The 22469-nt window shown below is 33.7% G+C and carries 19 protein-coding genes; 8 read left to right on the forward strand and 11 right to left on the reverse strand.

All coding sequences use genetic code 11. The features are described from left to right. Positions 1-29: 29 nt before the first annotated feature. From P6733_RS00895 to aspS, 3 genes are all read right to left on the reverse strand, one after another. Positions 30-395: an NADH-quinone oxidoreductase subunit A gene (locus tag P6733_RS00895; protein WP_306349691.1), complete on the reverse strand. Its 366-nt coding sequence runs from the start codon at positions 393-395 to the stop codon at positions 30-32. A gap of 276 nt (positions 396-671) precedes the next feature. Beyond that, entirely contained in the window at positions 672-872 is a 201-nt protein-coding gene (locus P6733_RS00900) for a cold-shock protein (protein ID WP_306349692.1), read from the reverse strand. A 298-nt stretch (positions 873-1170) separates the two neighbouring features. Next, positions 1171-2922: an aspartate--tRNA ligase gene (gene aspS / locus P6733_RS00905; RefSeq protein WP_306349693.1), complete on the reverse strand. Its 1752-nt coding sequence runs from the start codon at positions 2920-2922 to the stop codon at positions 1171-1173. 206 nt (positions 2923-3128) lie between these two features. On the opposite strand from aspS, the gene P6733_RS00910 reads away from it, so the two are divergent. Further along, positions 3129-3476, forward strand: a complete 348-nt coding sequence (locus P6733_RS00910; protein ID WP_306349694.1) for a toxin-antitoxin system YwqK family antitoxin — start codon at positions 3129-3131, stop codon at positions 3474-3476. Positions 3477-3550: 74 nt separating this feature from the next. On the opposite strand, the gene P6733_RS00915 is transcribed toward P6733_RS00910, so the two are convergent. The 6 genes from P6733_RS00915 to P6733_RS00940 form a co-directional block, all read right to left on the reverse strand. Next, positions 3551-4105: a hypothetical protein gene (locus tag P6733_RS00915; protein ID WP_306349695.1), complete on the reverse strand. Its 555-nt coding sequence runs from the start codon at positions 4103-4105 to the stop codon at positions 3551-3553. A gap of 65 nt (positions 4106-4170) precedes the next feature. Continuing rightward, positions 4171-5340 (reverse strand): PepSY-associated TM helix domain-containing protein, encoded by a 1170-nt coding sequence (locus P6733_RS00920; protein ID WP_306349696.1) that lies wholly within the window; start codon positions 5338-5340, stop codon positions 4171-4173. Between the two features lie 22 nt (positions 5341-5362). Next, positions 5363-6097 carry a DUF4198 domain-containing protein gene (locus P6733_RS00925; RefSeq protein WP_306349697.1) on the reverse strand — a complete coding sequence of 245 codons (735 nt, stop codon included), beginning with the start codon at positions 6095-6097 and terminating at the stop codon, positions 5363-5365. Between the two features lie 62 nt (positions 6098-6159). Continuing rightward, positions 6160-8628 (reverse strand): TonB-dependent receptor, encoded by a 2469-nt coding sequence (locus tag P6733_RS00930; protein ID WP_306349698.1) that lies wholly within the window; start codon positions 8626-8628, stop codon positions 6160-6162. Positions 8629-8929: 301 nt separating this feature from the next. Further along, positions 8930-10039, reverse strand: a complete 1110-nt coding sequence (locus P6733_RS00935; RefSeq protein WP_306349699.1) for a PepSY-associated TM helix domain-containing protein — start codon at positions 10037-10039, stop codon at positions 8930-8932. 1 nt (position 10040) lies between these two features. Then, positions 10041-12506, reverse strand: a complete 2466-nt coding sequence (locus tag P6733_RS00940; protein WP_306349700.1) for a TonB-dependent receptor — start codon at positions 12504-12506, stop codon at positions 10041-10043. Positions 12507-12791: 285 nt separating this feature from the next. Here P6733_RS00940 and P6733_RS00945 point away from each other — a divergent pair, with 285 nt between their 5' ends. Then, complete coding sequence (locus P6733_RS00945) at positions 12792-13766, forward strand: polyprenyl synthetase family protein (RefSeq protein WP_306349701.1); 975 nt, start codon at positions 12792-12794, stop codon at positions 13764-13766. Further along, positions 13766-14116: a hypothetical protein gene (locus P6733_RS00950; RefSeq protein WP_306350029.1), complete on the forward strand. Its 351-nt coding sequence runs from the start codon at positions 13766-13768 to the stop codon at positions 14114-14116. Before P6733_RS00945 ends, P6733_RS00950 begins: the two co-directional genes overlap by 1 nt. Here P6733_RS00950 and P6733_RS00955 read toward each other — a convergent pair. Beyond that, on the reverse strand, positions 14100-14636 hold the full coding sequence (locus P6733_RS00955) for a hypothetical protein (protein WP_306349702.1): 537 nt from the start codon (positions 14634-14636) through the stop codon (positions 14100-14102). The two genes, P6733_RS00950 and P6733_RS00955, sit on opposite strands and share 17 nt — an antisense overlap. Positions 14637-14749: 113 nt before the next feature. Between P6733_RS00955 and P6733_RS00960 the strand changes: the two genes are divergently transcribed. Next, the gene (locus P6733_RS00960) at positions 14750-17527 is read left to right on the forward strand and encodes a 2-oxoglutarate dehydrogenase E1 component (protein WP_306349703.1); all 2778 of its coding nucleotides are present in this window, start codon (positions 14750-14752) and stop codon (positions 17525-17527) included. 55 nt (positions 17528-17582) lie between these two features. Further along, the gene (gene odhB / locus P6733_RS00965; RefSeq protein WP_306349704.1) at positions 17583-18812 is read left to right on the forward strand and encodes a 2-oxoglutarate dehydrogenase complex dihydrolipoyllysine-residue succinyltransferase; all 1230 of its coding nucleotides are present in this window, start codon (positions 17583-17585) and stop codon (positions 18810-18812) included. A 55-nt stretch (positions 18813-18867) separates the two neighbouring features. Here the strand turns inward: odhB and P6733_RS00970 are convergent, their stop codons facing one another. Continuing rightward, a complete protein-coding gene (locus tag P6733_RS00970) occupies positions 18868-19305 on the reverse strand; it encodes a retropepsin-like aspartic protease (RefSeq protein WP_306349705.1) in 438 nt (145 codons plus the stop codon). 145 nt (positions 19306-19450) lie between these two features. Here P6733_RS00970 and P6733_RS00975 point away from each other — a divergent pair, with 145 nt between their 5' ends. From P6733_RS00975 to P6733_RS00985, 3 genes are all read left to right on the forward strand, one after another. Beyond that, positions 19451-20218, forward strand: coding sequence for a TatD family hydrolase (locus P6733_RS00975; RefSeq protein ID WP_306349706.1), 768 nt, complete (start codon positions 19451-19453; stop codon positions 20216-20218). Positions 20219-20286: 68 nt separating this feature from the next. Beyond that, complete coding sequence (locus P6733_RS00980) at positions 20287-21423, forward strand: 1-acyl-sn-glycerol-3-phosphate acyltransferase (protein ID WP_306349707.1); 1137 nt, start codon at positions 20287-20289, stop codon at positions 21421-21423. Then, the gene (locus P6733_RS00985; RefSeq protein ID WP_306349708.1) at positions 21413-22441 is read left to right on the forward strand and encodes an asparaginase; all 1029 of its coding nucleotides are present in this window, start codon (positions 21413-21415) and stop codon (positions 22439-22441) included. The genes P6733_RS00980 and P6733_RS00985 overlap by 11 nt, the downstream gene beginning before the upstream one ends. Positions 22442-22469: the final 28 nt, after the last annotated feature.

Raw genomic sequence — 22469 nt, forward strand, 5'->3', positions numbered from 1 at the left:
TTATTCGGTTTGAATTATCGTGTAAAATATTATTCCCACTCTAAACCTTTTTTCTTCATTACATAGAAGAAACCAACGATTAGAAGAAGCATGAATACGCCCATTTTTAATAATCCTTCAAAGCCCATTTCTTTGAAATTTACTGCCCAAGGATACATGAAAATTACCTCTACGTCGAATAAAACGAAAAGTATAGCAACTAAGAAATATTTTACAGAAAATGGAATACGCGCATTTCCAACAGATTCCACTCCACATTCGAAGTTTTTATCTTTATTGGCTGACGATCTTTTTGGTCCTAAGAAGTTGGAAATGATGATGGTACCGACTACAAACCCTACTGCAAGTATAAATTGCATCAAAATTGGGAAGTAATTTAATTGGTCTGTCTTCATGATAGGGTGCATTTGTTATTAAATAATTACAAATATACGGGGCAATATTTAAATGGCAACTTAAAAATTACTAACGTTTTTGGTTATACGCAATAATATCTTAATTTTTATTTAGAATAAATAAAAATTAGAAAGAAAACATGTATTTTATGTAGTAAATGAGGCTTTTAGAAGTGGATTTTAAAAGCGAATGGAGGTGGTATAAAAAAAACCGTCCCAATGTGTATCGGGACGGTTAATTGATTTAGGAGGTAACTAAAAATATTATAATATATATTAGTCTTCGATAACTGCTACTTGAGCAGCAACTTTACCTTTTCTTCCTTCTTCTTCTTCGTAACTTACTCTGTCACCTTCGCGTAATTCTTCCGCTCTGATTCCTGATGCATGTACAAAAATGTCTTTTCCTGTTTCTTCGTCTGTAATAAATCCGTAACCTTTAGATTCATTGAAAAATTTAACTGTGCCTGTTCGCATTGTAATAATAAAAATAATTAATAATAAACAAATGTAATCTTTATTATAATACGAACAAGATATTCGGGTCTTTTTTTCTAAAAATTATTGATTTTCAGTCTTTTCGCCCGTTTTTTTGTAAGTTTAATTCTTGTTAAAAATCTTTTCATCCCTTGAAAATACTAAGGAAAACACTAATTTCATAGAATTTTTATTACTGTTAACGAATTTTAAATAATTTACATTTTTAGTATTAAAATGAATATATTCTTAAAAATTAAGACAATTTATCTAAAAAGTATATTTATTGTTAAATTTATTATTTTGTTGCAACTCGGATGTGTAATTCTTTCAATTGTGCATCATCTATTGTTGATGGAGCATCAATCATAACATCACGTCCAGAATTGTTTTTCGGGAATGCAATGAAATCTCTAATAGTTTCTTGCCCACCTAAAATAGCAACCAATCGGTCTAAACCAAAAGCAAGTCCGCCGTGTGGTGGAGCTCCATATTGGAAAGCGTCCATTAAGAATCCAAATTGTGCTTTTGCCTCTTCTTCTGTAAAACCTAAATGCTTGAACATTAATTGTTGTGTCGCTTTATCGTGAATACGAATAGAACCACCACCAATTTCATTACCGTTGATTACTAAGTCATAAGCATTAGCTCTTACTTTCCCTGGATCAGTATCTAGTAATGCTATATCTTCTGGTTTAGGAGAAGTAAATGGATGGTGCATAGCATGAAAACGTTCTGTGTCTTCATCCCATTCTAATAGTGGAAAATCAACAACCCATAATGGTGCAAATACAGCAGGATTTCTCAATCCTAAACGGGTAGCAATTTCCATACGTAAAGCACTCATCTGTGCTCTCACTTTATTTGTAGCTCCCGATAAAACAACCATTAAATCGCCCGGTTTAGCACCAGTTCTTTCTGCCCACAATTTTAAATCTTCCTGAGAATAAAACTTATCTACAGAAGATTTTAAAGTTCCATCAGTTTCATATTTAGCCCAAATCATTCCAGTAGCTCCTACTTGTGGACGTTTTACCCAGTCAATCAATTGATCGATTTCTTTTCTAGTGTAGCTTGCACATCCTGGAGCGGCAATACCAAGAACTAATTCTTGCGCATCAAAAATAGCAAAACCTTTATTTTGAGTAATATCATTCAACTCGCCAAATTCCATTCCAAAACGGATGTCTGGTTTGTCATTACCATATTTTCTCATGGCTACATCATAGGTCATTCTAGGGAATTCTTTGATGTCAATTCCATTGACTTCTTTTAGTAAATGACGAGTTAAACCTTCAAAAATATTTAATATATCTTCTTGCTCTACGAAAGCCATTTCGCAGTCAATTTGCGTAAATTCTGGTTGTCTGTCTGCACGTAAATCCTCATCACGGAAACATTTCACGATTTGGAAATATTTATCCATACCACCTACCATCAACAATTGTTTGAAGGTTTGTGGTGATTGTGGTAAAGCGTAAAACTGCCCCTCATTCATACGAGATGGTACGACAAAATCTCTAGCTCCTTCTGGAGTAGACTTGATTAAGTACGGAGTTTCTATTTCAATAAATTCTTTTGCGGACAAGTAATTACGGACTTGCATCGCAACATTGTGTCTAAACAATAAACTATTTTTTACCGGATTTCTACGAATATCTAAGTAGCGGTATTTCATACGAATATCTTCTCCACCATCAGTTTCATCTTCAATTGTGAATGGAGGAGTAAGTGAGCCGTTTAAGATTGTTAGTTTGGTTACTAAAATTTCAATCTCGCCCGTTGGTATGTTTGTGTTTTTTGATGTTCTTTCAATAACAGTACCTGTAGCTTGAATAACAAATTCACGCCCCAATGTTTTTGCTAATTCAAAAACTTCTTTTTCTGTTCTTTCAGAATCAAAAATTAATTGTGTTATGCCATAACGGTCTCTTAAGTCGACCCAAGCCATAAAACCTTTGTCTCTTGTTTTTTGTACCCATCCAGCAAGTGTTACTTCTTTGTTGATGTGTGAAGCTCTTAATTCTCCACAGTTATGACTTCTATACATGATATCGAAATTTTAGTTTGCAAAATTAGCAATTAGTTACTAATTTCTACGGAAACATTTGCATTCCTGTAGAAAGTTTTCTTATAAATACATTTCCAAGGTTAAATTTTTATTTAATGTTACCAAATTGTTAAGTGAAAGTTTTTTTAATGTAAATTAATTATTATATTTGTTAGAGAAATGCAAAACTTAAAAATTATAAGCATATGAAAAAGTACATGGTATTAGGAGCGTTATTAATCTCAGGAGTTATTTTTGCACAAAGTATAGAACCGAAATATGAAGTTGTTCAACAGATGGTTAAGGCTGCTTACTATTATGATAATGGACAATTACAACAAGAAGGTTTTTATAAAGATGGAAAACTTCATGGGAAATGGGTCGCTTATGACGTCAATGGAAACAAAAAATCACTAGGTGAATATAAAGATGGAGAGAAAACTGGAAAGTGGTTTTTTTGGAATGACAAAGTGCTAACAGAAGTTGATTATTCTGATAGTAGAGTTGCACAAGTTAAAAACTGGATGCCAGATGCATTAGCAAATAGAAACTAATGATTTGATTGATATACGTAATAAAAAAAGCTACTGATTTCAGTAGCTTTTTTTATGTGTATAATTTTGAAGTACTATTTTATGCTTTTGTTTAATTCTTTAAAACTATGAAGAGCCTTATCAATTTGTTTTTCATAGTTCATTTTATGATCCATGGTAGTCCACGCCATGATTTGGTAATAATTTGTTTTTCCTTCTATAAAAGCAAATTTCCAATAAATATCTAAGTTGTCTAAATTACCTTCTATTGAAACAATTTGGGCTTTCAGTCCATTAATGGTTGTTTCTTCAATTTCAGACATTGATTTCAGCTTGATGCTCGCCTTTACATTCGTTAACAACAAGTTGGTATAGCCTTTTAAATCAGCACTGTATTCACTACTCAATTCATTTTCTGCTAATGCTTTTTTAAGTTCTACTTTTGGTTCATCAATAGTGATAATGTAAAATTCTTTAAAAACATTTTGGTATTGTAAAGAGGCTTCATCATTTAAATCAGTTGTAACTGATAATGAAGCGGGGATCTCCATTGCATATTGATTTTTTATTTTAACCAATTGTGTTTTGTTTGAATCTTCACAAGATGTCAAAACAAATAAAGTAATCAATAATGGAATAATTTTTTTCATGAGTAAGAATTTAGTAGCTGCAAATTAAAGATTTAATAGACAAGGTAAGGATAAATGTTAAAATTTTATGTAGTTTTCTGTGGCTTTTTCTTGAATTTGCGTCCATACCAAATTAGAAAACCAGTTACTGGGAGCATCCCACAGATAAAACTAGCGATAAAAGCCATTATTTTACCAGGAATACCTAATATGGCGCCTACGTGAATATCATAGTTCGCGGTAATTAGTTTTTCTCCAAAATTCTTTTCGTCATGTTTTCTTTCCAATAAAAGTTTACCTGTATATTGATCAAATTGAAGCATATGAGCAATATAATAAACACCTTCTTTTTGCTGAATGTAAGCGCTAATAGTGCCTGTTTTATCATTGGCAGCAGCAGGACTTAATTGGAAAGCATCAGCATCTTTGTGTTTTTCCTTTATTTGAATAAAAGCAGTATCAATGGCTATGGTTGTGGTAGTAGGGGTAATGATAGAAGTTACTTTTTTAATGTCTGGTGGTGTTACCGTTCCGGAACCGGCAACATAAACAATTGCCTGAAACCAAGTGAATGCCCATACCATTCCTGTAAATGCAATAATCAAAGCAATGACTGAAATATAAAAACCGAAGATATTATGCAGGTCATAGTTTTTTCTTTTCCATTGGGTTGTTTTTTTCCATTGGAAAGCAAAACGTTGTTTACGGGCACTTTTGTTTTTTGGCCACCATAATACTATTCCTGTAATTAGCATTATCACAAAGATGAAAGTACTCCACCCAATGATGGGCTGACCAATCGAAGTTTCCATTAATAAACTCCAATGAATGAATTTAACAATATTGAAAAAATCCATTTCCTCATCATACATTCCCAATACCTTTCCAGTATATGGATCTACATATATGGATTGATAATATTCAATACTTCCAAAATAAGTATAGGCATTCTCGTTGCCTTTGTAGCAATGAAATACCCACGATTTTTTTGGGTTATTGTAAACGCTAACATTTGATAGTTCTATTTTAGTACCTACTTTGGCCTGTGTACTTTGCCAGAGCTGACTAATGGGTATTGTTTTTTCGGCTACAGCAGGGACATACATTGCCTCTTTACGGATCATTCCTGTAATTTCTTGGCTAAATACGTAAATGCAACCTGTAATAGAGAGTATTAAAACAATTAGCCCGGAGAGAAGTCCGAGCCAAAGATGAATTTTACCAATCCATTGTTTTATATTTTTTTTCTTTTTCATAGAAATAAAAAGAGCCTAGAAATTATTTTAATGGAATAGCGTAGGATGTGCTGTGGAAAATGAATTCATAATCCTTTCCGTTGTATTTTCCAGGAACTTCTTCTTTGTGTGTTACTTCAACTACATATTGTGCATTCCATGGCAAAGCAAATGTGATCATACCTTTTTCATCTGTAGTGATCTTTTTAATCCAAGAATCAGCGATAAAGACATCTACTTCTTTTTTAGCCATTGGTTCACCTTTGTAAAGTACCTGAAGTGATACTTCACCTTTTAGGGTAGCTACTTTTTTACTAAGGTCAACAATTGAGATTCCTTCTGGATTAAGTGCCTTCGTATCATTTGGTTTTGTTCCTATTTCAACTTTAGTAAGAGCATGATAATGTGTTTTGAATATACCAAAATTGTATTGAGAGTAATCCATAACATCAATTTTATTATTATCCAAGATGAGGGTATAAGTACCATTCATTTTTGGTGTAAATGATGTTTTATAATATAAATCCGAAGCTTCCACTTTTAATTCTGTTTTTTCTCCTGATGGACTAACAGCCCAAAGTGTGAAATTTTTCATTTTTTCGAATGCTTCACCACCTACTTTTTCTTTTGATCCATCGGCATATTCTCCGTAGAATATTTTTACTTCTTGTTTTTGGATGACTTTACCCGTTGGGTTTGTTTCTAACCATAAAAAATGGGCAAAAGTTTTTGTTGAAGTTGCTAAAAATAGCAAGGCTAAAAGAATGTTTTTTGTCATGATAAAAGTATTTAGGAAGTTATATAAAAAATCCCTCTTAGATGAGTAAGAGGGATGATGAATTAAAATTTATAAGCAAAACTAGCGGCTAAATTTCTAAGGTTCTGTGGGTTGATGGTAGACCAACCATTATAGTATTGTTTATTTGCAATGTTGTCTAATTTTACAGAAACACTGAATTTTTTTGCATTGTAGAATAATGAAGTGTTCATTACAGTGTAAGACGGTAGTGTAAATGTACCTGCTATTACACGGTTCATGATTTTGTTTTCACTAGCATAATTTCCACCAAAGCCTAAACCAAAACCATTTAATGCTCCTTGGTTGAATTTATAACTTACCCATAAGTTTGCCATATTTTGTGGTCCAGCACTTTCTGGTCTTTTACCTACGAAATCAACATCTCCTTCGGTCAATCGACTATCATTATAGCTATAACCAGCGATGATATTTAATCCTGGAACTGGGTTTGCTACAATTTCTGTTTCAAATCCTTTATTTCTTTGTGCACCATTTTGGTATGAAATCTCTGTTGGACCATCTAGTAGAGTGTACACAGTGTTGCGTACTTTAATATCATAGTAGCTTAAACTTGCTGTCAATTTATTATTGAACAGATTTAATTTCGTTCCAAATTCAATTTGATTGGCTTGCTCAGGAGAATAGGTTCTTGAGATTAGTTCCCCATTTACTTTATCAGTACCTGGCGCTAAGTTTTTAAAACCATTCATGTAGTTGGCAAAAATCGATACTTTATCTAAGATGGGTTGATAAACAAGACCAAATTTTGGTGAAAAAGCAGTTTGATTGTAGTTGTCGTCATCTGTAGAGATATCACCTTTGTTCATGAAACGATCTACGCGTATACTAGCCATAGCAGACAATGCAGGTGTGATGTTTAATACATCTGAGGCATAAGCGCTGAATACTTCTTCTTTTGTTTTGATATTGCTTACTGGTGCACCTGCTAATAAGGCATAAGAACCTACAGCAGTCATATTACCATTGTCATTATTTAAGATGTAATTGTTTGGGTTAGTAATGCCAAAAACATTTTCATTTACAGTTTGTAAACTTGCATTACCAATATAAACCGATCCATTTCCTACATAACCAGATCCTCTATTCAATGAGTTTCTACTGAAATAGTCTAAACCAACAACCATACGGTTGCGTAAGTTTCCAATTTTGAAATCACCAATAAAGTTTTGTTGAATATCATTAGTAAGTGTAGAAGTATTTTGATTGTTTATGAAACGACCCAATACAACTCCTTCTGTGATAGCTGGTACATATTGTGTACTTTCATAAAGGTATGAATATAGACCTTGTGATTTAGATTCGCTTCTTGAATACACAGTTTGTGAAGTCCATTCATCCGATAATTTATAATTTACCTGACCTTGTAGGTTGAAAGTAGGTGTTTTTATCGTGATATCGTTGCTTGTGTATGAGCGTTTATGGTCGTAACCCAGTTCTTTAATGTTCTTTACTCTTAGAGGAGCATTACGGTCAAGGAACAACATTGTAGGATTTGTTCCTTCAGATTTCATAATCTCTGTGTTGATGATGAATGATAAACGATCCGTTGCTTGATATGATAAAGATGGAGCGATAAAGAAGCTTTCTTTAAAACCTGCATCTTGGAAGCTATTCTGTGTATGGAATGCTGAATTAATTCTGAAATTCAACGATTTTTTAAGATTCAAAGGAGTGTTAACATCTACAGTAGCTCTGTTTAATCCGTAAGTTCCAACGGTATATCCAACTTCTGCTCCAAAATGATCGTAAGGTCTTTTAGTAGCAACGTTGATTAAACCACCGTACGAAATTAAACTACTACCAAATAAAGTTCCTGATGGTCCTTTGATTACTTCAATTCTTTCAATATTTGCTGGATCCTGTCCGCCGTTCGTTAGACCAGGTAATCCATTTACCATTGTAGGTTGTACTGGAAATCCTCTTAATGAATAATAACTTGATCCGTCTCCACCACGACCTGTAGATTCCCATAATTTTGAGATTCCAGGAGCGTTCTTTAATGCATCATCAAAGTTTGTTACGACTTGCTCTTTTAATAATTCGCCTGTAATTGTAGAGTAGGTTTGTGAATTTTCAATGTCCTTCAAAGGCATTCTTGAAACGAAAGGTGTTTCATGTTTTGTGAATTTATTTCCTGAAGAGCTAATCACAACTTCATTTAATTCCTCAAGGCTGGTCTTGATAGAGAAGTTTAACATCTGAATAGTGTTCTCCGCGACAGTAACTCTTTTTTCTTGAGCAGCATGACCTACAGCGCTAATTTTTACCGTGTAGTTGCCTGCTTTTATATTGTTGATCTTATATTGCCCTGACTCATCACTATTTGTGCTAATATTTAAGGCTTTAATTGTAATTGTAACATTATTTGCTGGTTGACCATCAGCTGTTTGAATCTTTCCTTTTATTCCCGTATTATTTTGAGCTAATACGGCTAAACTATAAAATAGGGTCAAACAAGTAATTAAAAATGATAAGTTATATTTTTTCATTGTGTTGTGAATGATGGTTTATTTTTTTGCAAAAGTATTGCATGAATCATTCTTACACAAGTAATTTTTATTCATTCTAAATAAGAATTATTATTTTGATAATTATTTAACCATTATGGTTTTTAATGCGTTTCATAATACTCATTTTTTTACGAACAATTTGGTTTTTTGGTGTATAGGTAAAGAATATTGTTGAAGTAAGATTAGTTTTACTGCGATTTGTGTACTTAACACAAATTGTAAAGTAGTATGAAGAAAGATATTTTCAGTGTATTATAATGAGTGAATCTTAAGGGTAGAATTACGATTTCTTTTTGGACTTTTTATTCTTGCGTCCCCACCACATAATAAAGCCTGTTATGGGTAAACTGGCAGCTAGTAAACTAGTGAAAAAGGCGATTATTTTTCCGGGAAGATTTAAAATTTGTCCCGTGTGAATTCCATAGTTCATTTCGATTAATTTCATTCCAGCACTCTTTTGAGCATATTGCTCTTTTTTAAGTAAAGAAGCATCGTACGGATGAAAATGGTAGTTACTTTGATGATCAAATCGTAAAGAATGAGGATATGCACCAGTAAGAATAGATTGGTTTTTTGCAGTAGGAACCATTACAAAGAACATATTTGCATCGGGTTCAATTTTGAAGGTTTCAGTCATCGCTTTATTCATTGCATGCATAGAAACCTGATTAAATTTTGTAGTATCGATTATAGGAGCTTGTGATTCTTTAGCACGATCGCCACCTAGATTAGCCGTGTAATATAATGTATCAGAAACCCATTCGTAGCTAAAAGTTAAACCTGTAATAGCAATAATAGTTGCAACGGCAGCAATGTAGAAACCAAAAACGTTATGCAAGTCATAATTAACACGACGCCACTTTGCATTCCATTTAATTTTAAAGCTTCGTTTTCGATCACTTTTGCGTTTGGGCCACCATAATAGAATGCCCATAATCATCATAGCAATGAAGATTAGTGTAGAAATGGCAACAATATGCTTGCCTATTTCAGCAGGAAGAAGCAAGTAAAGATGAATATACTCAACAATAATAAAGAAGTCATCTTCCAGTTTTTCAGTGTGTAAATATTCACCTGAGTAAGGATTAAAGTAAACAAAATAAGAGCCATCTTTATTCGTAGAGTAAGCATATGCAGAGCGGTCTCTACCTGCATAAGCAACCATGCTTACGGTACTATTTGGTACAAGGTTTATTGCTTTCTCCTGTAGTACTGTGGGTAAAACATAGGCTTTCTCTTGAGTTTCAACTTTTCTCCAGTCTCGTGTGAGATCCTTTATTTCATCATGAAAACAAAAAATACAGCCTGTAATACTCACTATAAAAACGATAAGCCCGGAGGTAAGTCCGAGCCATCGATGTATAATTTTTACTGTATTTTTAAAAGTCATTCTAGAATTTATAGGTAACGCTCGCCATGAAAGTTCTAGGAGCCTGAACATTTACAGAGTTCAATCCATTAAAGTAAAGTTCATCTGTAAGGTTATTTACTTTTACAGCAATACGATATTCTGGTTGATCATAATAAATAGAAGCGTTAAATACAGTATAGGATGGAAGAACAAACTCTTCGCTTCCTATGAATTGATTATTTAAGTCATAATTACTACGGTTGTACACTAAATTTTTACTCACAGAGTTACCACCTACACCAAGACCTAAACCTTTCATTGCTGTATCTTGTAAACTATAGCTTACCCAGAAATTAATTAATGTTTTTGGACCGGCAGTTTCAGAACGTAAATCATCTAAAGTGATATTGACATCCGAGTATTTACTGTCGTTCATAGAATAACCAACAATTATGTTTAAACCGTTGATAGGCATAGCTACAATTTCAGCTTCAAATCCTTTGCTATACTGTGTTCCATCTTGAATTAGGAAAGCATTATTGTCTGGGTTGTTGCGTACAATATCTTTAACTTTAATGTCATAGTAGCTTAAAGTAGCACTAAGTCTATTTTTGAAAGCGTTGATTTTTATACCACCTTCAATCTGATTTGCTTGCTCTGGTTTGAATGTATCACCATCTTCATCAACGCCAGTCATGTTTCTGAAACTGTTTTGATAATTAGCGAAGATTGAAATTTTATCTTTTACGATTTGGTATACAGCACCGAATTTTGGCGAAATAGCATTTTGTGAATAATTACCAGTAATTGAGTCTAATACTGGACTGTAGTTTCCTTTATTGTCATAATGTGTAAAACGTACAGCTGCCGATACAGATAATTTATCCGTAATGTTTAATATATCAGAAACATAAGCGCTATAAGTTGTGAATGAATTTCTTGATTTATTCTGCATACCATTAATGAAACGTTGGTTTACGTTAGTAACATTAAAGTTATTATATATAGGAGATGGAGCTGTGTAATCTACAATATCGAAATCCGTTTTCGTTGGATTATTCCCACTAGCCATATAACCATAGTTGTACTTACTTTCATTATGGTAAATGTCACCACCTAGTAATAAAGTGTTGTCTAATTTTCCGATTTTAAATTTACCTGTGAAATTTTGTTGGAAATCAACACCATTATCATTGTTGTTCAGGTTGATTGCATTACGAGAGAACGAATGATTGGCTAATAATAACAGCCAAGTTTGAGGCCCTTTTGTTTTGTTAGAATTGGTAGAGAATAATGTTTGGGAAGTCCATTTGTTAGATATTTTGTATTTAATCTCTCCAAAAATATTAACCGTTTTAGTCGACATTACAAATTCATCGGCCATGAAAGAACGTTTGTAATCGTAATCAATATCATCTGCTGAGAAAATACCAGCAGTTGTTGGTTTTCCAAACAATATTTGGTGTGGGGAAGTAGCATCAACATTTGAAATTTCAGCTTCTAATTTAAAACTAAGTTTATCATTTACTTTATAAGAGAATGACGGTGCGAAAAAGAAATTTTTCGAAAATCCATTATCTTGGAATGTATTTGTACTATTATAAGAAGTATTCAAACGGAATAAAGCTGTTTTATCTTCATTTAAAGGAGTGTTGATGTCTGCAGCAATACGGTGGAAACCGTAACTTCCTCCTTGTGCGTTTATTTCCCCATGAAGTGAATCAGTCGGTTGTTTTGTAACGCGATTCATTAAACCACCATAAGAGGTTAATGTATTTCCAAACAAGGTAGCCGAAGGTCCTTTAATTACTTCAATATAGTCAATATTAGCAACGTCAACTCTACTACTAGCGATTTGACCTGCAATACCGTTTCTAACTTGACTTTGTGTTAGAAAACCACGTGAAGTAAAGTTTGCTCCTTGATTGAATTCAGATAGAAGGTAAATCCCTGTAGCATTTTTTAAGGCTTCATTCTGATTGTTAATTACCTGATCGCTGATTAATTCTTTCGTTATTACATGATACGATTGAGGGTTTTCAACTTTTCTAAGCTTTGTACGAGATACGTATTCACTTAATTCTTTTGTGTATTTATTGGTAAGAGTGTCATCTGGTTCTTCAATTGCATTTTCAATAAAGATTTCACTATTATCAGTTGGTTTAACCTTTTCTTTCTCTTTTTCAGAAGTTACTTTTACAGTAAAGTTGATATACAATACGTCACCGTCAATTAAAGTAAGGTTTTTCTCTTGAGAAGAATGACGAGGACTTGACGTTTTAAGGGTATAACTTCCTGGTTTTATATTTATAATTTGGTATTCTCCATAAGCATCAGTTAATGCAGTAAGATTTAATGTGGGGATGGATACTGTGACATTTTCAGCAGCTTCACCATCATTGGTTAGTACTTTTCCTTTTACACTGGCATTTTGCTGCGCAAATCCCATTGCTGTTCCTAAAATTGTGAGACAAGCGATAAAGAATGTTGAAAGATGTTTTTTCATAAGTTAAACTTTTCGGTTTAAGGGTTTTGACAAAAGTATTGTATATATTTTTTTTTAGCAAAAAATCTTAAATTATTCCTAATAAAAGTAATAGTTTAAATTTTAAAAAGATCGCATTTTACCAAAAAATAATAGGGAAAGGCTGTTTTTTTAATATTTGAGAGGTTCTTTTTTGATGGATTGTTCTTGTTAAAGAAGTTTTAATAGAACAAAAAAGAAGAATACATCACATTTCTAGTTTGTAATGCAATTGTATTGGTGTATTTTTGGGAAAAAATTAGTTTCATGCATTTTATTCATCAGTATCAAGAGTTTTTCTTACAGTACTTAGAAAGTCAATCGATAAAAAGAAACCCCAAAAATTTATATGAGCCCATTGAGTACATTCTTTCCTTAGGAGGGAAGCGTATGCGTCCAGTTTTGACGTTGATGGCTGCGGAGATTTTCGATACTCCTTATGAAAAAGCTTTACCTGCGGCGATGGCTGTAGAAGTATTTCATAATTTTTCTTTGGTACATGATGACATTATGGATGATGCTCCTTTGCGAAGAGGAAAAGAAACCGTTCATGAAAAATGGGACTTAAATACTGGAATTCTTTCGGGAGATGCCATGTTGATTTTGGCTTATCAGTATTTTGAACAATACGAACCGCAAATATTTGTGGCTTTGGCAAAGTTGTTTAGTAAAACAGCGCTTGAGGTTTGTGAAGGACAACAATTGGATGTTGATTTTGAAGTTCGAGAAGATGTTGCTATTCCAGAATATCTAAAAATGATCGAATACAAAACAGCAGTTTTAGTAGCCGCAGCGATGGAAATGGGTGCTATTATTGCTAAAACGTCTGAGCAAAATGCTAAACTTATTTATGATTTTGGACTGAATTTAGGAATTGCTTTCCAACTTCAAGATGATTATTTGGATGCTTTTGGAGATCCTGAAACGTTTGGGAAACAAATAGGAGGTGATATTATAGAGAATAAAAAAACCTATTTATATCTAAAAGCTCTTCAAAATGCTACTGTGGCGCAAAAAGATCAATTATTGCATTTATATGGAATTCAACCGGATGATAATACCGATAAGATTAATTCAATAAAAGATATTTTTAATGCGACCGGTGCTTCAGAAGAAACACAAAATGCAATCAAAGAATATACCTATAAAGCCTTTGCTACTTTGGAAGCAATGAATATTGAGGCAGATAGAAAAGAAGTTTTAAAAACTTTTGGTGAAAATTTAATGGGAAGAAAAGTATGATGTTTGTAGCTCCACAAAACACAGATTTCTTATTGGAAGAAGCTGAAAAAGAAGATTTGTATTTAAAATTAATTGAACAGATTAATAAGGATTTTAATTTGGCCAATGAGCCAATTGATTTTCCGATGAGTACACCTCCAAATGAATTGAAAATTCAATTGCACGAGAAAATGTACCGATTGATTCAGTATAAGTTTGCAGAATACCTTAATCTGTTATACATCATTGATGTTCCTGAAGATCAGGTAAAGCAATTGGATGGATCAGACTTGTTGATTTTGTCTGAGCAAGTTTCTTTTTTATTATTGAAAAGAGAATGGCAAAAAGTATGGTTTAGAAATAGACTCTAACAAAAGGCATTAAAGCATCGCTATAAACTGTTTTCTCTTTGTCGTGTAAAACATTGTATCGAGCACCAATTACTACATTTCGGGTGCGGTAACCTGCGCCTAAAAATAAAGCTGTATTCCAGAAATTGTACTTTTCGTCAGTAGTTTGGTACAAGAATTTATAAGTTGTGTTCACGCGAAGTTGTTCTAATTCTGCCGAAAGTTGAATTTCAGGAATTGGATTAAACAAAGCCAAAACACTTCCTCCATATATGATAGAATTGTAATAGTTTTTTTCTTTAGAATAACTTACCTGAGTTCCAATACCCATAGCAAACATCTCATTGAATTCATAAATAGCACTTGGAGCAATCGTTCCACTGAAATATCCGTTACTGCCAAATCCTAATCCTAATCCGCCTCCATATCGTACTTTACTCCAGAAATTCACATTTTCTTGCGAAAATGAAAATGTAGTTGTTAATACTAAAATAACAGTTAGTATTACTTTTGTTGTATTGTTAATGATAAGGCTGTTCATGGTATATTTTATTAAAATTTTATGATATAAATATAGCTAAATAATTACATGCTAGTTCTAAATATTGTATTTTTGCCTAAAATTTTTAACAAAATAGGTCATTAGACAATATTATGGATAGGTTTTCATTTTTAAACGCGGCACATACTGCATTTTTTGCAGATTTATATGATCAATATTTAGAAAATCCAGACAGTGTTGAACCAAGTTGGAGAAGCTTTTTTCAAGGCTTTGACTTCGGAAACGCTTCATATGGTCAAGAAGAGCCAGTAGCTCAATTGACGCAATATGTTTCTGGTGAGGCAGATTGTAGTTTGGTATCTGAGAAACTTCAAAAAGAATTTAAGGTTTTAAATCTTATTGAAGGATATCGTACAAGAGGACACTTATTTACCAAAACTAACCCAGTAAGAGACAGAAGAATTTTTACTCCGTCTTTAAGCCTGGACAACTTCGGACTTTCTGATGCAGACTTAAACACTGTTTTTGATGCAGCTAAAGTAGTAGGGTTACAACCTGCAACTTTACAGAAAATTGTAGAACATTTACGCAATGTATATTGTCAACATATCGGAGTAGAATACATGTACATCCGTGATCCAGAGGTAAGAGAATGGATTCAAGAAAGATTAAGCCAAAATGAAAATTTACCTAAATTTTCTACGGATGAAAAGAAAAACATTCTTTCCAAATTAAATCAGGCCGTTTCGTTTGAAAATTTCTTACATACTAAATATGTAGGACAAAAACGTTTCTCACTTGAAGGAGGAGAGTCAATTATCCCAGGACTAGATGCATTGATTGAAGCAGCCGCTGAAAAAGGTGTAGAGCAGTTTGTAATGGGAATGGCACACAGAGGTCGTTTGAATGTTTTAGCGAATATTTTTGGGAAATCTACACAAGATATTTTCTCGGAATTTGACGGTAAAGATTACGATGATGATGCTCTTTTTGATGGTGACGTTAAATATCACTTAGGATTAACTTCAGACAGAAAAACAAGCTCAGGAAAAAACATTAACCTTAACTTAGCACCAAACCCATCTCACTTAGAGACAGTAGGGGCAGTAGTTGAAGGTATTGCAAGAGCAAAACAAGATAGACATTTTGAAGACGATTTTTCTAAAGTATTGCCTATTGCCGTTCACGGTGATGCTGCAATTGCTGGACAGGGAATTGTGTACGAAATTGTTCAAATGGCCAAATTAGATGGTTATAAAACAGGAGGAACAATCCACTTAGTAATCAATAACCAAGTTGGGTTTACAACGAATTACTTAGATGCACGTTCTTCAACCTATTGTACTGATATTGCTAAAGTAACATTGTCACCAGTATTACACGTAAATGCAGATGATGCGGAAGCAGTAGTACACGCTATGTTGTTTGCATTAGATTATAGAATGAAGTTTGGTGGAGATGTATTTATTGACTTATTAGGATATAGAAAATACGGACACAATGAAGGTGATGAGCCTCGTTTCACTCAACCTAAATTATATAAAATCATTGCACAACACAGTAATGCAAGAGATATTTATGCAGGAAAATTAATTGCCGAAGGCATTATTGATGATCAATATGTGAAGCAATTAGAAGAAAAATATAAAGCAGGTTTAGAAGAAAACTTAGAAGCTTCTCGTAAAAAAGACTTGACAATCATCACTCCATTTATGCAAAATGAATGGGATGGATATGCACAAGCTAGTGATGTAGAAATGCTTCAAAAATTTGATACAACTTTCCCAAAAGAGAAGTTGACTGAAATTGCTAAAGTAATCACGGAACTTCCGACGGATAAAAAATTCATCAATAAAATCCAAAAGCTAGTTAACGATAGAAAAACAATGTTTTTCGAAACGGATAAGTTGGATTGGGCTATGGCTGAGTTATTAGCTTACGGTTCATTATTGACAGAAGGATACGATGTTAGAATTTCTGGACAAGACGTGGAAAGAGGAACATTCTCTCACCGTCATGCAGTAATAAAAGTAGAAGAGTCTGAAGAAGAAGTAGTGCTTTTAACACAGTTGAAAGATCAAAAAGGGAAATTCAATATTTTCAATTCACTATTATCAGAATATGCCGTTGTAGGATTTGATTATGGATATGCATTAGCAAGTCCAAAAACATTAACGATTTGGGAAGCACAATTTGGAGATTTCAGTAATGGAGCACAAATTATGATTGACCAATATATCTCTGCTGCAGAAGATAAATGGAATAACCAAAATGGATTAGTGATGTTGCTTCCTCATGGATATGAAGGACAAGGAGCAGAGCACTCTTCAGCAAGAATGGAGCGTTACTTACAAATGTGTGCAACACATAATATGTATGTAGCTGACTGTACAACGCCAGCAAACTTCTTTCACTTGTTAAGAAGACAAATGAAAACAACATTCAGAAAACCTTTGATTGTATTTACACCAAAGAGTTTATTGCGTCATCCATTAGCAGTTTCTACTGTGGAAGAATTTGCAACTGGAAGTTTCCAAGAAGTTTTGGATGATACTACAGTAAACAAAAAAGACGTTAAGTCATTAGTATTCTGTACAGGTAAATTCTATTATGACTTATTAGCAGAAAGAGAAAACCTAGGAAGAAAAGATGTTGCCTTAGTGCGTATTGAACAATTGTTCCCATTACCAGTAGAACAGTTAAAAGCAATTATTGCACAATATCCAAATGCAGATGATTATGTTTGGGCACAAGAAGAGCCAAGAAACATGGGAGCATACAGCTATATGCTAATGAACTTTACAGAAGTAAAATTAAGAATAGCTTCATTAAAAGCTTATAGTGCACCAGCAGCAGGAAGTAGTACTCGTGCTAAGAAACGTCACGCCGTAGCAATTGCAATGGTTTTTGACAAGAATTTATTTAATTAATATTGTATTTTTGATAATCAGAATATAAACAACACATCATTAAAATTATATACCGATGATTTTAGAAATGAAAGTCCCTTCACCAGGGGAATCAATTACGGAAGTTGAAATTGCAACTTGGTTAGTAAAAGACGGAGATTATGTTGAAAAAGACCAAGCTATTGCTGAGGTTGATTCAGACAAAGCAACATTAGAATTGCCAGCAGAAGCAAGTGGAATTATTACACTTAAAGCAGAAGAAGGTGATGCAGTTGCTGTAGGTCAAGTGGTTTGTTTAATCGATACAAGCGCAGCGAAACCAGACGGTGGAAGTGCTCCTGCTGCACCAGTTGCAGAAGCTCCTAAAAAGGAAGAGCCTAAAAAAGAAGAAGCGCCTAAAGCAGCACCAGCTGCTGAAAAAACGTATGCTTCAGGAACTCCTTCTCCAGCAGCGAAGAAAATATTAGACGAGAAAAACATCAAACCTTCAGACGTTTCTGGTACAGGTAAAGATGGAAGAATCACGAAAGATGATGCTGTAAATGCAGTACCATCAATGGGAACTCCTACAGGAGGAAACCGTGGATCTGAGCGTCAAAAATTATCAATGTTACGTAGAAAAGTAGCTGAGCGTTTAGTAGCTGCTAAAAATGAAACGGCAATGTTAACGACTTTCAACGAAGTAAACATGAGCCCAATCAATGCTGTACGTAACGAGTACAAAGATGCATTCAAAGCGAAACACGGTGGTTTAGGTTTAGGATATATGTCATTCTTTACAAAAGCCGTAACTAGAGCTTTAAAATTATTCCCGGATGTGAATTCAATGATCGATGGTGATCATAAAATTTCATACGATTTCTGTGATATCTCAGTAGCTGTATCTGGTCCTAAAGGATTAATGGTTCCTGTTGTTCGTAATGCAGAAAACTTAACATTCCGTGGTGTTGAATCAGAAATCAAACGTTTGGCTATCCGTGCACGTGATGGACAAATTACAGTAGATGATATGACTGGTGGAACATTCACTATTTCTAATGGTGGTGTATTCGGTAGTATGTTGTCAACTCCAATTATTAACCCTCCTCAATCAGGAATTTTAGGAATGCACAATATTATTGAGCGTCCAATTGCTGTAAATGGAAAAGTTGAAATTCACCCGATGATGTATGTTGCTTTATCATACGACCATAGAATTATTGACGGACGTGAGTCTGTTGGTTTCCTTGTAGCGATAAAAGAAGCATTGGAAAATCCAGTTGAATTATTGATGGATAATAATCCTAAGAAAGCATTAGAACTATAGTTCTTGCATTATAAATAAAAAACCCGCTTTGAGAAAAGCGGGTTTTTTTATGGGTTTATTTCAAGTACAAACAATGATTGTAGTAATCAATAATACCTTTGCCCTGCATGAGAATATCGGCACCAATTATACCGTCTACTGGTTTGGCTTTATATTGTATTAAGGCTGTATTGACATGCGTTAAATCAAAAATAACGAGCGTGAAATCAGTATCAACCCAACGGCCTAATTTTAAGGTGTTGTTGTCGGAAACCTGAGTCATCATTCCTGTGGCACCTGCACCCGCAGCTTTTGTTTTGGAATCGGTAGCCAGCAAATGGAAATGTTCAATACTCTCAAAACTCACACAACTATTCGAAGCTCCAGTGTCCAGAATGAAATTCCCACTGACTCCATTTATTGTCGCTTTAATCAGTAAATGCTTTGTTTTTGAAATTTTGAAATTGATCTTTTTATAACCCTTATCTTTAAGTACCTCTTGTAGAATTTTCATACCAATGAATTATGGAATAGTATAGTAGGATAAAAGTATATTTTTATATCTAAAAAAAAGCATAAAATCACTATTTGTACTGTTTTGTGAACTATTTTTTATCTCCCTGTAATCTTTGTAACTTTGCATTTCAGAAATTAACAAAATGATACTTACAGATACGCATACCCATTTATATAGTGAAGAATTTAATGAAGACCGTGATGCGATGATTCAAAGAGCCATCAATGTAGGTGTGACCCGTTTCTTTATACCAGCAATTGACTCCAGTGCAACACAATCCATGTATGATTTGGAAGCACAATATCCTGAAAATGTTTCTTTGATGAGTGGATTGCATCCTACTTATGTGAAAGAGAATTATTTGGAAGAATTAGAGCATGTGGAAAAACAGTTGGAGGAGCGAAAATTTGTAGCTGTAGGAGAAATTGGGATTGATTTGTATTGGGATAAAACATTTTTAAAAGAGCAACAATTTGCTTTTCAAAAGCAAATACAATTAGCAAAACAATACGGATTACCTATCGTAATTCACTGTCGTGAAGCTTTTGATGAGATTTTTGAAGTATTGGAATTAGAAAAGGGAGAAGACCTATTCGGGATTTTTCATTGCTTTTCTGGAACACATGAACAAGCCTTAAAAGCGATTTCATATAATATGAAATTGGGAATTGGTGGAGTAGTGACCTTTAAAAATGGAAAAATTGATCAATTTATAGGAGAAATAGATTTGAAACATATTGTGCTTGAGACAGATTCGCCTTATCTTGCACCTGTTCCTTTTAGAGGAAAAAGAAATGAAAGCAGTTATATTGTAAATGTAGTCGATAAATTAGCTTCAATTTACAACGTAACTTCAACAGAAATTGCTTCGGAAACCACAGTGAATTCGAAAGCAGTTTTTGGTATTTAACAAAGAATGAACAATGATTTCAATAAAATTTTGTTCATTTGTAACATCCAAAGAAAATATATTTTTAAATGTCAAAATTTGATCAGATTCGCCCATTTTATGATAGCGAAGTAAATGAAGCGATATGTGGTGTAGTCCACAATCCGATGATGAAGGCCATGATGAGTTTTACTTTTCCAGAAGTAGAAGATAATGTTTGGGTTGAACAACTCAAAAAAACGCATTCTATTCGCGATTTTCAAGTGAATTTTATTTACCATTCAGTAATGAAGGTAGTCGAAAAAAGTTCCGATGGATTAACTACTTCAGGTTTTGAAAAATTAGACAATCATACACCTTACCTTTATATCTCGAATCACCGTGATATTATTCTGGATACCTCTTTACTAAACGTATGTTTGTACGAGAAAGGATTAGTCATGACAGCTTCGGCTATTGGTGATAATCTGGTTAAAAAATCATTTTTATATACACTTTCAAAACTGAATCGAAATTTTTTAGTACAACGCGGGTTACCACCTCGTGAATTACTTCAAAGTTCGAAACTCATGTCAGAGTATATTTATCAATTATTAGCGCGTGAAAACCGCTCTGTATGGATTGCACAACGTGAAGGTAGAACGAAAGACGGAAATGATGCAACACATCCTGGTGTTTTAAAAATGCTGGCGATGGCTTCGGATGAAAAAAATCTGATGGACTATTTTAAAAAGATTAAAATTGTTCCGGTATCAATTTCTTACGAATATGATCCAACAGATGCTTTGAAAATGCCACAATTGATCGCAGAAGCAAATGATTTAATCTATATCAAAGAGAAAAATGAAGATTTCATTACACTATTAAGTGGGGTAATGGGGCAGAAAAAACGGATTCATATTCATGTAGGTGATGTTTTGGAAAGTGAATTAGATGGAATTTCTGCGGAATTCAACAACACCAATAAACAAATTCAGGCTTTAGCACAAACTATTGATGATGCGATCCTGAGTAATTATAAGCTTTGGCCAACAAATTATATCGCATACGATATGTACCATAAGACGGATAAATATGCAGATTGTTATACCGATAAGGAAAAACAACTGTTCGTTCGTCGTTTGGAGAAACGAATCGATAAAAATAATGAAGTGGCATTAGAAGGATTTTTACTAATGTATGCTAATCCGGTAATTAATAAACTGAAGTACGAGAATGCAATCTAAAGCCAATATTCTTTTAGTCTATACCGGTGGAACAATTGGTATGATGAAGGACTTTGAAACAGGAGCACTGAAAGCTTTTAATTTTAGTAAACTGTTACAACGAATTCCGGAATTAAAACAATTGGATTGTACGATTGAAACCATTTCTTTTGAAGAACCTATCGATTCATCCAATATGAATCCGGAAGGATGGGTGAAGATAGCCACTATTATAGAAGAAAATTACGAGAAATTTGATGGATTTGTAGTGCTACATGGTTCGGATACGATGTCCTATTCCGCTTCTGCCTTGAGTTTTATGCTCGAGAATGTATCAAAACCAGTAATCTTTACAGGATCTCAGTTGCCTATTGGTGATTTAAGAACAGATGCTAAAGAGAACCTGATTACGGCCATTCAAATTGCTTCATTACAATATAAGAATAAACCAGTAGTTAGTGAAGTATGTCTGTACTTTGAGTATAAATTATACCGAGCTAACCGAACTACAAAAATAAATGCTGAACATTTTAATGCATTCAGCTCTTTAAACTATCCTGCATTAGCCGAATCTGGTGTTCATTTAAAAATCAACGAAGAATTATTACTTCCTAAAGCGAGTAATAAAGCATTCAAAGTCAATAAAGAATTGGACAGTAATGTGGTTATTGTCAAAATATTCCCAGGGATTAATGAAGCCGTACTTAAAGCTATTTTCGGAATCCCGAATTTAAAAGGAATTGTACTGGAAACCTATGGCTCTGGAAATGCACCAACGGAAGAATGGTTTGTCGTATTATTGCGCCAGGCAATTCAAAACGGTTTACACATCATTAATGTAACGCAATGTTCTGGAGGTAGTGTAAGCATGGGGCAATACGAAACGAGCACACAGCTTAAGGAAATAGGCCTTATTTCGGGTAAAGATATTACGACAGAAGCAGCAATTACCAAGTTAATGTATCTTTTAGGACAGCAGGTAGCACCAAATGTATTCAAAACTATATTTGAGACTTCAATTCGTGGAGAATTGTCATAATATAAGTCCATTTATATTTCCATAAATG

Source organism: Flavobacterium aerium (genome assembly GCF_030766725.1).
GTDB classification, from domain to species: domain Bacteria; phylum Bacteroidota; class Bacteroidia; order Flavobacteriales; family Flavobacteriaceae; genus Flavobacterium; species Flavobacterium aerium.